The sequence below is a fragment of the Bordetella genomosp. 10 genome (genome assembly GCF_002261225.1).
Classification (GTDB): domain Bacteria; phylum Pseudomonadota; class Gammaproteobacteria; order Burkholderiales; family Burkholderiaceae_B; genus Bordetella_C.
The window spans coordinates 832,867-846,467 of the sequence record NZ_NEVM01000005.1; the positions used below are offsets into that span (position 1 = coordinate 832,867).

Consider the following 13,601-nt stretch of genomic DNA (forward strand, 5'->3'; position numbering starts at 1 on the left):
AAGTTCAGGCCTTGGGCGCGTACATGTAGTCGCGGCGCCACGGGTAGGCCAAATCGGATGGCAGGTCCAGTTCGTCGCTGCGGCCGGTGGCCAGGTGCTGGGCGACGATCTGGTGCAAGGCGATCCAGCCATGCTCGAACGCCATGGCGCAGCCCGCCAGGTACAGGCGGTAGGCGCGCAGCGAACGCTCGCCCTTCTCGCCGCCCAGGAGCCTGGAGGCCTCGTCCAGGCGCGCTTCCAGCGTATCGCTCCATGCCCACAGCGTGCGGGCATAGTGCGGCCGCAGGTTTTCCACGTCCGTCGCTTCCAGCCCGCCCAGGGCCATCGCTTCCTGCACGTGGCTGACGTGCGTCAGCTCGCCGCCCGGAAAGATGTATTTCTCGATGAACTCGCCCATGCCGTTGCCCAACTGGGCATTGTGCACGCCGCCGGCGGTGATGCCATGGTTCATCACCAGGCCGCCCGGCCGCAACAGGCGGCGCAGCTTGGCGAAATATTCCGGCAGTTGCGCGCGGCCCACGTGCTCGAACATGCCGACCGAGGAAATCTTGTCGTAGGGGCGCGTCTCGTCGAGCTTGCGGTAGTCCAGCAGCTCCATGCGCACCCGGCCTTGCAGGCCCTTTTCCTGGATCAGGCGGTTGACGTAGGCGTGCTGGTTGCGCGACAGGGTGATGCCGGTGGCGTCGACGCCGTAGTTCTCGGCGGCCCACAGCAGCAGCCCGCCCCAGCCGGCGCCCACGTCGAGGAAGCGCTCGCCTTCGTGCAGGCGCAGCTTGCGGCAGATGTGGTCCAGCTTGGCTTCCTGCGCCTGGGCCAGATTCATCTCCGGCGTGCGGTAGTAGGCGCAGGAATAGACCCGGCGCGGGTCCAGCCACAGCGCGTAGAAATCGTCGGAAAGGTCGTAATGGAATTCGATCTGCTTGGCGTCGCGCTCGACGGAGTGCCGCCACACCGAGACGACGCGGCGCACCAGCTCGGTAAGCCAGCCGCTGCGCGCGGCGTCGACCGGCGAGCCCGGCAGCATCTCGGCCGCCGCGCGCATCACGTCATGCATATTGCCCTGGATGTCGACGCGACCCTCGACATAGTCCTGTCCCAGCACCCCCACCTCGCCGGCGGCCAGGTGCGCCAGCGCGCCCTTGTCGCGGGCGACGAACCGCACACGGGGATCGGCGGCGCCGACCTTCGTGCCGTCCGGCATCTCCAGTTGAACAGGTACGGAAACGGCCTCGAGCTTGCTTCCTATCGCGGACAACAAAGGATTCACGACTATCAACCTCTGTAGAAATGACTGGAGGACTTTATCGGAATTTGTTTCCGTTTTGAACCGCGTTTTTACGTGATACATTTGCCCGCTTGGTGTTGCGAAAATTGACCCTGTGTTCCAAGCGGCTTTCAGAGTCATTTCAGGCAAGGTCTGATTCACGCATCACGCCCTCCCCCTCTTCCCCCGCCCATGCCCGCCTCGCTACCGATACGCAGCTTTCCCGGATGGTTGATCCTGATGGGGGCGCTGACGGCGATCGGCCCGTTCTCCATCGACCTCTACCTGCCCGCCTTCCCCGCCATCGCGGCCGGCCTGAACGTTTCGCAAGGCGACGTCGAACGCACCATGGCCGCCTACCTGATCGGCCTGGCGGGCGCGCAGATTTTCTACGGCCCCCTGGCGGACCGCTACGGCCGCAAGCCGCCGCTGCTGGTCGGCCTTTCGATCTACGTCGTGGCCTCGCTGGGCTGCGCGCTGTCCACCAGCATCGCCGGCCTGACCCTCTGGCGTGCGGTGCAGGCGCTGGGCAGCGCCGCCGGCATCGTGATCCCGCGCGCGGTGATCCGCGACCACTACGAAACGCAGGAAGCGGCGCGCGCCATGTCGCTGCTGCTGCTGATCATGGGCCTGGCCCCCATCCTGGCGCCGCTGATCGGCGGGCAGTTGCTGCTGATCACCGGCTGGCGCGGCGTCTTCGGCATGATGCTGGCCACGGGCGTCATCCTGATGGCGGCGATTCTCCTGAACATGCGCGAATCGCTGGCGCCCGAACGGGTGATCCCGCTGCACTGGCGCATCATCGCCGGGAACTATCGCGCCCTGGCGGTCCACCGCGGCTTCATGGCGCACAGCCTGGCCGGCGGCTTCGGGCAGGCGGGCATGTTCGCCTACATCGTCGGCTCGCCGCGCGTGTTCATCGACATCTATCACGTCGACCCCCAGCACTACGGCCTGCTGTTCGGCCTGAACGCCGCGGGGCTGATCATCGGCTCGCAGGTCAGCGCCCGGCTGCTGCGCCGCCTGGCGCCCGCGACGCTGCAGCGGCGCGCGCTGCGCTCCCTGGCGCTGGCCAGCCTGGCGGCGCTGCTGATCACCCTGGCCGGATGGATGACGCTGCCGCTGCTCATGGCCTGCCTTATCGGCTACATGAGCAGCCAGGGCTTCGTCAATCCGAATTCGGCGGCCCTGGCGCTGTCCGAGCAGCGCAAGCGCCTGGGCGCCGCCTCGGCCCTGATGGGCACGTTGCAGTTGTCCTGCGGCGCGCTGGCCGGCCTGTGCGTCAGCCTGTGGCAGAGCGATACGCCCCTGCCCCTGACCGCCGTGCTGGCCGCCTGCGCCTGCCTGTCCTGGCTGTCCGGCCAGGTCGCCCGCCGGGCGGATATGGCCGCAGCCGGCAACGCTTGACCTGGATCCCGCTTCCGTACTAGAATCGCGGTCTTATCGCAGTTTTACCCGTGCCTGCTACTATGCTTTGTAGCCGGGCACTCCGACCCCCGCTGGCTGCTTGATACGGCTAGGGACCACGAAAAAACGATATTTTTCGTTGTCCGACGGCGCAGGGGATCGGCGGGCACAAGCACTTGGCGATCGAATCCGGACTGGCCTGGCGGCAACGCCGAGACAGCAGGGAAACGGCGCCGACATCCCCGACGGGATGGCCAGCGCAAGGCTGGCGGCTTGAATCCCGTCCATCCCCTTCCGCCCTGCGCTGTTCATGCGGCAAGCATAGAACCAAAAGGTACGAATCATGGCACGTAAATGCCAAGTGACGGGCAAGGGCCCGATGGTGGGCAACAACGTTTCCCACGCCAACAACAAGACGAAGCGCCGCTTCCTGCCCAACCTGCAATCGCGCCGGTTCTGGGTCGAAAGCGAAAACCGCTGGGTGCGCCTGCGCGTGACGACCAAGGCGCTGCGCACCATCGACAAGAACGGCATCGACGCCGTCCTGGCCGACATGCGCGCCCGCGGCGAACGCGTCTAATCGACTGCTTCCCGCGTCTGATCCCACTACATCTTCCAGGAGCGCGACATGGCCAAAGGCATCCGCGAAAAAATCAAGCTCGAGTCGACCGCCGGCACGGGCCACTTCTACACCACCACGAAAAACAAGCGCAACATGCCGGAAAAAATGCTGATCAAGAAATTTGATCCGGTTGCCCGCAAGCACGTGGAATACAAGGAAACCAAGCTCAAGTAATCGAGCCTGGGAATCCCCGGAACGGGCCGGCGCAGACGATGCGCCGGCCCGTTTTGTTTTGGCGCGCCGGCCGGGCGGTTTCCCTCACCTGGCTTTCAGGCAAGGCCGGGTTTCGAAAGCATTTCCCCCCTTTTATCCCCCGCAAACCGGCGATCCCGTTGCTTGCGCGGGACACTTGGATTTTTCGGAGAGACAAAGCCGATTCCTGGCGCCAAGATGGCGCCAACCCGATGCACGCCGACGCCAGCCACGGCGCGGCGGCGCGGGTTCGATTGAATCGATCATGACAGAACTCTCCCTACCCTCCGGCGCCGATCATGGGCGCGCGCGCACGCTGGCCGGCACGCAAGCATTCCGGCTATCGCTGTTATTGGCCATCCAGGGCCTCGTCTGGATCGTCGGCTCGTGGATCTATCGCTCCAATCTCGATCCGGCCGCCGACATGCTGGAGAACTACGTCTGGGGCATCGAATGGCAGGCCGGCTACTACAAGCACCCGCCCGCCTTCGCGTGGATCGCCGCCGCCTGGTTCCAGGTCTTTCCCCGCACCGACCTGGCCTATTTCGCCCTGTCCAGCGTCAACGCCATGATCGGCATCTGCGGCATCGTGGCGCTGGCGCGCCGCTTTCTGCCCCTGCGCGACGCCCTCCTCGTCGGACTGGCGATGGCGGTCACGCCGATCTACACGACGCTGGCCATCAAGTTCAACGCCAATACGGTCCTGCTGTCGCTGTGGCCGTGGACCGCCTATTTCTTCGTGCGCTACGCGCAGACGGGCGCCTGGAAATCGGCGCTCGCGCTGGGCGCGGCGGCGGCCCTGGCGATGCTCGGCAAGTATTTCTCCGTCACGCTGCTGGCGGGCCTGGGCCTGGCCGGCCTGGTCCGGCCCGCCTGGCGCGCGCAATTGCTGCGTCCCCGCACGCTGCTGGCCGTGGCGGCCGGCGCCGTAGTCCTGGGCCCGCACCTGGCATGGCTGGTCAGGAATCACTTCCCGACCTTCGCCTACGCGGACGAACGCATCCAGGAAATCGCCCGTCCTTTCCATCAATTGCTGCTGGGCAAGGCCGGGTATGCGCTGATCCAGTTGGCCTACCTGCTGCCGGCGGCGGCCTTTTTCGCGCTGCTGACGCGCCGCCGCCTCGCCGCGGCCGGCCTGATGCTGCGGTCCATCGCGCGGCCGTCGATGGACCCCGACCTGTGGTGGCTGTCGTTCGGCACGTTCTTCGCCATCTGCGCCGCTTCCTTCGGCACCGGAACGACGCTGTCCGCGCTATGGGGCAACACGCAATGGTTCGCGATCGCCGTTTTCTGGCTCGTCGTGCTGAAACGGCACGGCTTCGAGCCGGACACCCGGCACGTCGTGCGCGGCATGGCGGTCTACTGGGTGCTGGTGCTGGCGTTGTCGGGGGTGGCCGGCTACGCGGAGGCGGCGCGCCACCAGCGCATGGCGATCGAGCCGCGCGCGGAACTCGCCCATGCCGCGCGCGAACTCTGGCGCGAACGCGTCGGCCTGCCGCTACCCATCGTGACCGGCAGCGACAAGGAAGCCAAGGCCATTGCCTTCTACGGCCGCGACCGCACGCACTACTGGGACATGTACGAGCCGGCCAACACGCCGTGGATTACCCGGGCCGACGTGATGCGCGAAGGCGCGCTGTTCGTCTGCCAGCGCGGCGACGGCGGCTGTATCCAGACCGCGTCCGCCGTCGCCGGGGCGCATCCCGTGTCCGTGACCGTGCACAAAAAGGCCTGGGGATTCACGCTGCCCGACTACGGCTATACGCTTTTCCTGTTGCCGCCGGCGGGCTGGCATCCGGCGGTCCCGAATACCGCCGGGGGGAAAAACGCCTGGTGACGCGCGCGCGTGACGGTCATGCGCATGGGAAATACAAATCGAGGGGGACAGGCGCGCCATGACACCCTCGGCGCATTCCCGCCGCCGGACGCAAGCGCGACGATCACGGTTATAGTAGGCCGCGTTTCGCGCGCCCCTCCGGGGCTGCCGCCGCTACGTGCCACTCCCGACCGGTCATCCAGCCATGATGTTTTTTTCCTCGCCGCGCCTGCGTTGGCTGGCGGCGCTCTGCCTGTTCTGCTGCGCGGCCGGCGCCTACGCCGCGCCCTCGCACGCCAGGCCGGCCCAGGCCAAGCCCGGTAAAACCACGGCCGTACCCGCGCCCGCGCCGCGCCTGCGCATCGGGGAAATCAACACCTACAGGAAGCAGCCGGATTTCGCCCTGCCCTATCGCCGCGGCTGGGAACTGGCGCTGGCGCAGATCAACGCCGACGGCGGCCTGCTGGGACAGAAGGTGGAGGTCCTGTCGCGCGACGACCAGGGCGTGGTCGACGACGCGGTCAAGGCGGCCCAGGCGCTGGTGGACCAGGACAAGGTCAGTGCGCTCTTCGGCGGCTATTCGTCCGAGGTCGGCCTGGGGCTGGCCCATTACGCCGTCGAGAACAAGGTTTTCTACCTGGCGGTGGCGCCCCTGACGCAACGCCTGACCTGGCAGGAAGGCAATCGCTACACCTGGCGCTTGCGGCCGGCCGCCTGGATGCAGGCCGCCGCCGTGGCGCCCAAGGCGCTGGGCCAGCGCAAGCCGCGCTGGGCGCTGGTGTACCGCGACGACGAATCGGACCGCGCCACGGCCGACGCCTTCAAGTCGCTGATGAAGACCTTCCAGCCCAAGGTCGAATTCGTCTACGACACGCCGCAGCCCAAGGACAAATTCGACGCGGAAGCCGTCGCGACCGCGGTTGCGCAGGCCAAGCCGGACGCGATCTTCAACATGCTCACCGGCGATGCCCTGCGGCTGTTCGTGGGCGCCGGCAATGCGCAACAATTGTTCGAACAGCGGCCCGTCGTCTCGCTGTTCACCGGCGACCCGGAGAATCTGCAGGCGCTGGGCGACCTGGCGCCGGCCGACTGGATCGTCACCGGTTATCCGCGCGATGCCATCGACACGCCGGTCAACCGGGATTTCGTCAAGGCCTATACCGACAAATACGGCAGCCCGCCGCAGACGGCCTCGGTGCTCGGCTACACGGCGCTGATGTCGCTGGCCGCCGGCATCAAGCGAGCCGGCTCGGCCGACGCCGACAAGTTGACGGCCGCCTTCGCCAAGCTGCACGTGGCCACGCCTTTCGGGGACATCGAATACCGCGCTATCGACCACCAGTCCACCCTGGGCACGTGGCTGGGCTACACCAGCCGCGTCGACGGGGTGAACGGCATGGACCGGTATGTCTACCTGGCCGGCGCGCGCCTGCAGCCGCCGGATGAAAACATCCGGCGATTGCGGCCGGACACGGGCGAACGCTGGCCGCGGCAGGCGGGCGAGACGGCCGGCGCGGCCAATAATGTGCCGTCAAGCACGGCCAACGCGCCAATGGGCGGCGCAAGCGTGCCCGCCCCGGGCAATCACCTCGCGCCGCGCCGGCGGCTGGACACCAACAATGGCAGCGACGGCGATGAGGACGAAGCGTCCGAAGCGCCGGCAGGCATCGCCGGCGGCGAATCGAACGCCGCCGCGCGAAAGCCCGCGGCCCCCGCCACCCTCACCCCGCCGTCCGGCATGACCCGCGAGCACGCCCCCGCCGCCCTGCCCGCATGGCCCGGCCGCCTGGCCGACAAGCAATCGCAACTGCTGCCGCCGGTGCGCTGAAAAGCCGCTGCGCGGCAGCCGGAAACGTCAGGACGCCAGCAGGCGGCGGCGCAGGGTATTCAGGGTCTTGATCATCTCGCCGGCCTCTTGCAGGCTGCATTGCGCCGCCTCGCCGACGCCCGCCGGGACCGCGGCCGCTTTCTGCTTCAAGGCGCGTCCCGCCTCGGTCAGCGACACGATGACCTGCCGCTCGTCGGCGGCCGCGCGCACCCGCGCGATCAAGCCCGCCGCTTCCAGCCGCTTCAACAGCGGCGTCAGCGTGGCCGAATCCAGGAACAGGCGCTCGCCGATGGCCGACACGGTCACGCCGTCCTGCTCCCACAGCACCAGCATCACCAGATATTGCGGATACGTCAGGCCCATATCCGCCAGCAGGCGGCGATACACCTTGCTCATCGCCAACTGCGTCGAATACAGGGAAAAGCAAAGCTGGTTGTCCAGCAACAGCGCCGCGGCGCTGTCCAGCTTGGGGAAGGAAGAATGAGCCATGGAGCGATAGTAAATCGCGCGCGATGGAGGCGCCAGGGCACACGCCCTGGCGCACGCCCCCCCGACGCCTTAAACGACGGTCAGCGTCACGTCGATGTTGCCGCGCGTGGCGTTCGAGTACGGGCAGACGGTATGCGCCTTCTCCACCAGTTCGCGTGCCTTGGCGGGATCCACGCCCGGCAGCGAGACCTTCAGCTCCACTTCGATGCCGAAGCCGCCCGGGATCTGTCCGATGCCCACTTCGCCGGTAATGCTGGCGTCGGCCGGCAGCGGGAATTTCTCCTGGCTGGCGACGAACTTCAGCGCGCCGATGAAGCAGGCCGAATAACCGGCCGCGAACAACTGCTCGGGATTGGTGCCGTTGCCGCCGGCGCCGCCCAGCTCGCGCGGCGTGGTCAATTTCACGTCCAGCGCGTTGTCCGACGAAACGGCGCGGCCGTCCCGGCCGCCGGTGGCGGTAGCTTGAGCGCGATACAGAACTTTTTCGATCGACATGGAAGACTCCGTTTTTCAGTGGGTTGAGGATCGCTCGACGGTCGCGCCGGGCCGGCCTGCCCGCCCCGGTCCGCGCCCTCTCGCGCATCCATGGAAGGCATATTAAATAGCGCGCTATTCTTTTGCAAGCGATTTTTTAATGCAAAAGGAAGCGCGGCCGCGAAATCGCTTTCGCGGCCGCGTTGCGCGGGACCGGACTCAACGATCCTCCTGCTCCTCGGCTTCTTCCGGCGCGGCCGGGCCGGGAACGCCCGCATTCCCCTCGGCCTTGGCGTTTTCGGCCGCCTCGGCCCCATTCTGCTCGTTGCGGGCCGCGTGCCGCTTGGCCGCGGCCGCGCGCGCCTCCTGGGAATTGAATCGATGGGCCTTGCCCAACCGGTGGGCGGCACGGCCGCCCTGGGCGGCGATTTCCCGCTGGAATTCGGGTCCCATGGCGGCAAATCCTCGTGGCTTGCGCGGCGCTTTTTGCTCGGTGTTGTCGGTCATGTCTGTGCCCCTATAGGTGTCTCTCGCCGAGTTGCGGTGACTGCAGCGTCCCGGCCGTTCCGGTTGGCGCGCCCCGTTCGGAGGCCGGGACGCCCTAAGGATCAGCAAGGCTTACGCCGTCATGTAGGGCTTACCGCAATGCGATAAGTCCCCGCCAGGTATTCCGACGGCACTTGCATCGGCCTGCTCCGAAGCCGCGCCTTGTCCGCCTCGCCCCCTTCTACGCAAGTGCCTTGCCCGGCCTCTTCGCGGAGAAGCCGAGGCCGACGCCGCCCCGTCCGCCGGTTGACACCATCCCATCGAAGATTTATCTTCACGTCAAAATACTTTATATCGAAATATATTCGCGCATCGATCGGTTTCGCCTTCGAGCCGGACGCCTCTTCCTTCTTGCCGCCATGACGCATCCCTCGCCTCCCCCGTCCCCCGATACGACGGACTACGTCGACCACATCCTGTCGCAATGGCGCGCGGCCCGGCCCGACCTGCCGATCGCCCCGATGGCCATCTTCAGCCGCCTGTTCCGCCTGCAGGCCGTGGCCTCGCGCGACATCGACCGCAGCCTGCGTCCGCTGGGCGTCAATCCGGGCGAATTCGACGTCATCGCCACCCTGACCCGCCACGGGCCGCCCCACGCCCTGAGTCCGCAGCAACTGGCCGAATCGATGCTGCTGTCCTCCGGCGCGATGACCAATCGCCTGGACCGCCTGGAGCAGGCCGGCCTGGTGGCGCGCCAGCCGAATCCCGACGACCGGCGCGGCGTCATCGTGACCCTGACCCCGCTGGGGCGCCAGACCGCCGACGCGGTGCTGCGCACCTACCTGGACATCCTCGACCGCATGCTGGCGCCGCTGGCGCCCGACCGGCGCGACCTCCTCGCCGGCCTGCTGCGCGACTTGCTGCTGGCCCATGACCGCCATGCGCCCGGCGGCATCAGGCCCTGATATTCACGGCCCGATCCCATGGCCTGATCCCGCGGCCCCGGCCAGCGCCGTCCGCTTCCCCGGTTTTCACGCTTCGTTTTTTCCATGTCTCACAATCACGTTTCTCCCCCTCCTCTCCTGACGCAGGCCATGGTGCTGCTGATGGCCGTCGCCACCGGCCTGATCGTCGCCAGCAACTACTACGCGCAGCCGCTGTTGCACGCCATCGGCAGCGAGTACGGCCTGGGCTCGGCCGGCGCCGCCGTCGTGACGGTGGCGCAAGGCAGCTACGCCGTGGGCCTGATGCTGCTGGTGCCGCTGGGCGACCGCATCGAACGGCGCGCGCTGATCACCGCCATGACCCTGGTCGCGGCCGCCGGCCAGGCCCTGGTCGCCTACGGCCCCGGCATGGCCAGCGTGCTGGCGGGCACCGCCATCACCGGCGCCACGTCGGTGGTCGCCCAGGTTCTGGTGCCCTTCGCCGCCACCCTGGCGGCGCCCCAGGAGCGCGGCCGCGTCGTCGGCGCCATCATGAGCGGCCTGCTGCTGGGCGTGCTGCTGGGTCGCACCGTGGCGGGCCTGCTGGCCGACCTGGGCGACTGGCGCACGGTCTACCGGGTCGCCGCCGTCCTGCTGGTCTTCGTCGCCGCCAGCCTCTGGCGGGTGCTGCCCCGCCACGCGGGCACGTCGACGATGCGCTATCCCGCGCTGGTGCGTTCGGTCGGCACGCTGTTCTTCCAGGAGCCCCTGTTCCGCGCGCGCAGCCTGATCGGCGCGCTCTCCTTCGCCCAGTTCAGCGTGCTGTGGACCTCGCTGACCTTCCTCCTGGCCAATCCCCCTTATGGCTATTCGAACAGCACCATCGGCCTGTTCGGGCTGGCCGGCGCCATCGGCGCGGCGGCGGCGCGGGTTTTCGGCCGCATGGCGGACAACGGCCACGCCAACCGCAGCACCCGCTTCGGCCTGTGGCTGCTGGCCCTCTCCTGGCCCCTGCTGGGCCTGGGCGGCGGCTCCGTGCTGACCCTGCTGGCCGGCATCCTGCTGCTGGACCTGGCGGTGCAGGCCTTGCAGGTCACCAACCAGGCCTGCATCTACCGCCTGCGGCCGGAAGCCCGCAGCCGCCTGACGGCCGGTTACATGACGGCCTATTTCATCGGCGGCGCGCTCGGCTCGCTGGCCTCCGCCGCCGCGTATGCCCACGGCGGCTGGCTGGGCGTCTGCGCCCTGGGGCTGGGCCTGAGCGTCGTATCGCTGCTGTACGGCAGCCTGGCGCCCAACGCGCGCGCCCCCGAAATGGCCGCCCGCCCTAAGACGGCGTAGCAGAACCTATAATCGAGGGTTTTGATCGTCCGCCGCTCGGGCCCGGTCCCGGGCGGCCCCTTTTTTCCGGTCCATGGAACCCATGCAGGAACGCTACCTCCCCAACGCCGTTGAAGCCGCCGCCCACCAAGCCTGGCAGGCGCGTGATGCCTACCGCGTCGTCGAACACGCGACCGATGCCAACGGCGCCGAAAAGCCCAAGTTCTATGCGTGCTCGATGCTGCCCTACCCCAGCGGCAAGCTGCATATGGGACACGTGCGCAACTACACCATCAACGACATGATGGCGCGCCAGTTGCGCATGCGCGGCTACAACGTGCTGATGCCCATGGGCTGGGACGCCTTCGGCATGCCGGCGGAAAACGCCGCCATCAAGTCCAAGGTGCCGCCGGCCAAGTGGACCTACGACAACATCGCCTACATGAAGAAGCAGATGCAGGCGATGGGGCTGGCCATCGACTGGTCGCGCGAAATGTGCGCCTGCGATCCCGCCTACTACAAGTGGAACCAGTGGCTGTTCCTGAAGATGCTGGAAAAAGGCATCGCCTACCGCAAGACCCAGGTCGTCAACTGGGACCCGGTGGACAACACCGTGCTGGCCAACGAGCAGGTCATCGACGGCCGCGGCTGGCGTTCCGGCGCGCTGGTGGAAAAGCGCGAGATCCCCGGCTACTACCTGCGCATCACCGACTACGCCGAAGAACTGCTGGACCAGGTCAAGACCGGCCTGCCCGGCTGGCCCGAGCGCGTGCGCGTCATGCAGGAGAACTGGATAGGCAAGAGCGAGGGCCTGCGCTTCGCCTTCACCCATGATATCCGCGGCGCCGACGGCGCCCCGATCCAGGACGGCCGCCTCTACGTCTTCACCACCCGCGCCGACACCATCATGGGCGTCACCTTCTGCGCCGTGGCGCCGGAGCACCCCCTGGCGTCGCACGCCGCCGCCGGCAACCCGGAACTGGCCGCCTTCATCGAGCAGTGCAAGCTGGGCGGCACCACCGAGGCCGAGATGGCCACGCGCGAGAAGGAAGGCATGAAGACCGGCCTGACGGTCACGCATCCCATCACCGGCGCGCAGGTCGACGTCTGGGTCGGCAACTACGTGCTCATGAGCTACGGCGACGGCGCCGTCATGGGCGTGCCCGCGCACGACGAGCGCGACTTCGCCTTCGCCAAGAAATACGGCCTGCCCATCCGCCAGGTCATCGACGTGCAGGGCAAGGCCTACAGCACCGACGCGTGGCAGGAATGGTACGCCGACAAGCAGAACGGCCGCACCGTCCATTCCGGCAAGTACGACGGCCTGGACTACAAGGCCGCCGTGGACGCCATCGCGGCCGACCTGGCGCCGCGCGGCCTGGGCGAGAAGCAGACCACCTGGCGCCTGCGCGACTGGGGCATCTCGCGCCAGCGCTACTGGGGCACCCCCATCCCCATCATCCACTGCCCGGACTGCGGCCCCGTGCCGGTGCCGGAAAAAGACCTGCCGGTGGTGCTGCCGGAAGACCTCATCCCGGACGGCAGCGGCAACCCGCTGGCCAAGAACGAGGCCTTCCTGTCCTGCGCCTGCCCCAAGTGCGGCAAGCCGGCGCGGCGCGAAACGGACACCATGGACACCTTCGTCGATTCGTCCTGGTATTTCATGCGCTATACCTCGCCCGGCAACGACCAGGCCATGGTGGACGCCCGCAACGACTACTGGATGCCGATGGACCAGTACATCGGCGGCATCGAGCACGCCGTGCTGCACCTGCTGTACGCGCGCTTCTGGACCAAGGTCATGCGCGACCTGGGCATGCTCAAGTTCGACGAGCCCTTCACGCGCCTGCTGTGCCAGGGCATGGTGCTGAACCACATCTATTCGCGCAAGACGCCGCAGGGCGGCATCGAATACTTCTGGCCCGAGGAAGTCGAGAACGTCTATGACGCCAAGGGCGCCATCGTCGGCGCGCGCCGCAAGTCCGACGGCAGCGAGATCGCCTACGGCGGCGTGGGCACCATGTCCAAGTCGAAGAACAACGGCGTCGACCCGCAATCGCTGATCGACACGCTGGGCGCCGACACGGCGCGCCTGTTCGTCATGTTCGCCAGCCCGCCCGAGCAGACCCTGGAGTGGTCGGATTCCGGCGTCGAGGGTTCGAACCGCTTCCTGCGCCGCCTCTGGTCCTATGCCCATTCGCAGCGCGAGACCGTGGCCGCCGGCCTGGCCGCTTCGGTCGACTGGCAGGCCGCGCCGGCGCCGGTCAAGGACCTGCGCCGCGAGGTCTACAACCTGCTCAAGCAGGCCGACTACGACTACCAGCGCATCCAGTACAACACCGTGGTGTCGGCCTGCATGAAGATGCTCAACGCCATCGAAAGCGCCGACCTGCCGGCCGGCGCGCCGGCCGACGCCGCGCGCGCCGAGACCATCGGCGTGCTGCTGCGCGTGCTGTATCCGGTGGTGCCGCACATCACTTGGAACCTGTGGAAGGACCTGGGCTACGAGACCCTCTACGGCGACCTGCTCGACGCGCCCTGGCCCCAGGTCGACGAAGCCGCGCTGGTGGCCGATGAAATCGAGCTGATGCTGCAGGTCAACGGCAAGCTGCGCGGTTCGCTGCGCGTGCCGGCGGCCGCCGCCAAGAGCGACATCGAGGCGCAGGCCGCCGCCCACGAGGCGGTGGCGCGATTCCTGGAAGGCCGTCCGGCAAAACGGGTTATCGTTGTGCCCGGCAAGCTGGTCAACGTCGTCGGCTGACCGGCGTGGGGATTTTTTC

12 protein-coding genes are annotated in these 13,601 nt (G+C 67.7%); 8 read left to right on the top strand and 4 right to left on the bottom strand.

All coding sequences use genetic code 11. The annotated features are described in order from the left end of the window. Window positions 1-4: 4 nt before the first annotated feature. Window positions 5-1,267, bottom strand: a complete 1,263-nt coding sequence (locus CAL29_RS19980) for a class I SAM-dependent methyltransferase (RefSeq protein ID WP_094854778.1) — start codon at window positions 1,265-1,267, stop codon at window positions 5-7. Between the two features lie 237 nt (window positions 1,268-1,504). Here CAL29_RS19980 and CAL29_RS19985 point away from each other — a divergent pair, with 237 nt between their 5' ends. The 5 genes from CAL29_RS19985 (at window position 1,505) to CAL29_RS20005 (ending at window position 7,129) form a co-directional block, all read left to right on the top strand. Beyond that, window positions 1,505-2,671: a multidrug effflux MFS transporter gene (locus tag CAL29_RS19985; protein ID WP_094856774.1), complete on the top strand. Its 1,167-nt coding sequence runs from the start codon at window positions 1,505-1,507 to the stop codon at window positions 2,669-2,671. 343 nt (window positions 2,672-3,014) lie between these two features. Beyond that, on the top strand, window positions 3,015-3,251 hold the full coding sequence (gene rpmB / locus CAL29_RS19990; RefSeq protein ID WP_094854779.1) for a 50S ribosomal protein L28: 237 nt from the start codon (window positions 3,015-3,017) through the stop codon (window positions 3,249-3,251). A gap of 48 nt (window positions 3,252-3,299) precedes the next feature. Beyond that, complete coding sequence (gene rpmG / locus CAL29_RS19995) at window positions 3,300-3,467, top strand: 50S ribosomal protein L33 (protein ID WP_094854780.1); 168 nt, start codon at window positions 3,300-3,302, stop codon at window positions 3,465-3,467. Between the two features lie 283 nt (window positions 3,468-3,750). Further along, the gene (locus CAL29_RS20000; protein WP_094854781.1) at window positions 3,751-5,322 is read left to right on the top strand and encodes a glycosyltransferase family 39 protein; all 1,572 of its coding nucleotides are present in this window, start codon (window positions 3,751-3,753) and stop codon (window positions 5,320-5,322) included. Window positions 5,323-5,506: 184 nt separating this feature from the next. After that, complete coding sequence (locus CAL29_RS20005) at window positions 5,507-7,129, top strand: ABC transporter substrate-binding protein (protein WP_256977611.1); 1,623 nt, start codon at window positions 5,507-5,509, stop codon at window positions 7,127-7,129. Window positions 7,130-7,156: 27 nt separating this feature from the next. On the opposite strand, the gene CAL29_RS20010 is transcribed toward CAL29_RS20005, so the two are convergent. From CAL29_RS20010 to CAL29_RS20020, 3 genes are all read right to left on the bottom strand, one after another. Next, window positions 7,157-7,618, bottom strand: a complete 462-nt coding sequence (locus tag CAL29_RS20010) for a MarR family winged helix-turn-helix transcriptional regulator (protein WP_094854782.1) — start codon at window positions 7,616-7,618, stop codon at window positions 7,157-7,159. A 69-nt stretch (window positions 7,619-7,687) separates the two neighbouring features. Then, window positions 7,688-8,113 (bottom strand): organic hydroperoxide resistance protein, encoded by a 426-nt coding sequence (locus CAL29_RS20015; protein WP_094854783.1) that lies wholly within the window; start codon window positions 8,111-8,113, stop codon window positions 7,688-7,690. A gap of 198 nt (window positions 8,114-8,311) precedes the next feature. Beyond that, complete coding sequence (locus CAL29_RS20020; RefSeq protein WP_094854784.1) at window positions 8,312-8,599, bottom strand: KGG domain-containing protein; 288 nt, start codon at window positions 8,597-8,599, stop codon at window positions 8,312-8,314. 398 nt (window positions 8,600-8,997) lie between these two features. Between CAL29_RS20020 and CAL29_RS20025 the strand changes: the two genes are divergently transcribed. The 3 genes from CAL29_RS20025 (at window position 8,998) to leuS (ending at window position 13,582) form a co-directional block, all read left to right on the top strand. Then, on the top strand, window positions 8,998-9,543 hold the full coding sequence (locus tag CAL29_RS20025; RefSeq protein ID WP_094854785.1) for a MarR family winged helix-turn-helix transcriptional regulator: 546 nt from the start codon (window positions 8,998-9,000) through the stop codon (window positions 9,541-9,543). 84 nt (window positions 9,544-9,627) lie between these two features. Next, window positions 9,628-10,842 carry an MFS transporter gene (locus CAL29_RS20030; RefSeq protein ID WP_256977612.1) on the top strand — a complete coding sequence of 405 codons (1,215 nt, stop codon included), beginning with the start codon at window positions 9,628-9,630 and terminating at the stop codon, window positions 10,840-10,842. Between the two features lie 82 nt (window positions 10,843-10,924). Beyond that, a complete protein-coding gene (leuS, locus tag CAL29_RS20035; protein ID WP_094854786.1) occupies window positions 10,925-13,582 on the top strand; it encodes a leucine--tRNA ligase in 2,658 nt (885 codons plus the stop codon). Window positions 13,583-13,601: the final 19 nt, after the last annotated feature.

Excerpts from the sequence above, each read along its gene's own strand:
- rpmG (WP_094854780.1), top strand. The coding sequence starts at position 3,300 with ATGGCCAAAGGCATCCGCGAAAAAATCAAGCTCGAGTCGACCGCCGGC.
- CAL29_RS19985 (WP_094856774.1), top strand. The coding sequence starts at position 1,505 with ATGGGGGCGCTGACGGCGATCGGCCCGTTCTCCATCGACCTCTACCTG.
- CAL29_RS20020 (WP_094854784.1), bottom strand. The coding sequence starts at position 8,599 with ATGACCGACAACACCGAGCAAAAAGCGCCGCGCAAGCCACGAGGATTT.
- CAL29_RS20030 (WP_256977612.1), top strand. The coding sequence starts at position 9,628 with ATGTCTCACAATCACGTTTCTCCCCCTCCTCTCCTGACGCAGGCCATG.
- CAL29_RS20015 (WP_094854783.1), bottom strand. The coding sequence starts at position 8,113 with ATGTCGATCGAAAAAGTTCTGTATCGCGCTCAAGCTACCGCCACCGGC.
- CAL29_RS20005 (WP_256977611.1), top strand. The coding sequence starts at position 5,507 with ATGATGTTTTTTTCCTCGCCGCGCCTGCGTTGGCTGGCGGCGCTCTGC.
- CAL29_RS20025 (WP_094854785.1), top strand. The coding sequence starts at position 8,998 with ATGACGCATCCCTCGCCTCCCCCGTCCCCCGATACGACGGACTACGTC.
- leuS (WP_094854786.1), top strand. The coding sequence starts at position 10,925 with ATGCAGGAACGCTACCTCCCCAACGCCGTTGAAGCCGCCGCCCACCAA.
- CAL29_RS20000 (WP_094854781.1), top strand. The coding sequence starts at position 3,751 with ATGACAGAACTCTCCCTACCCTCCGGCGCCGATCATGGGCGCGCGCGC.
- rpmB (WP_094854779.1), top strand. The coding sequence starts at position 3,015 with ATGGCACGTAAATGCCAAGTGACGGGCAAGGGCCCGATGGTGGGCAAC.
- CAL29_RS20010 (WP_094854782.1), bottom strand. The coding sequence starts at position 7,618 with ATGGCTCATTCTTCCTTCCCCAAGCTGGACAGCGCCGCGGCGCTGTTG.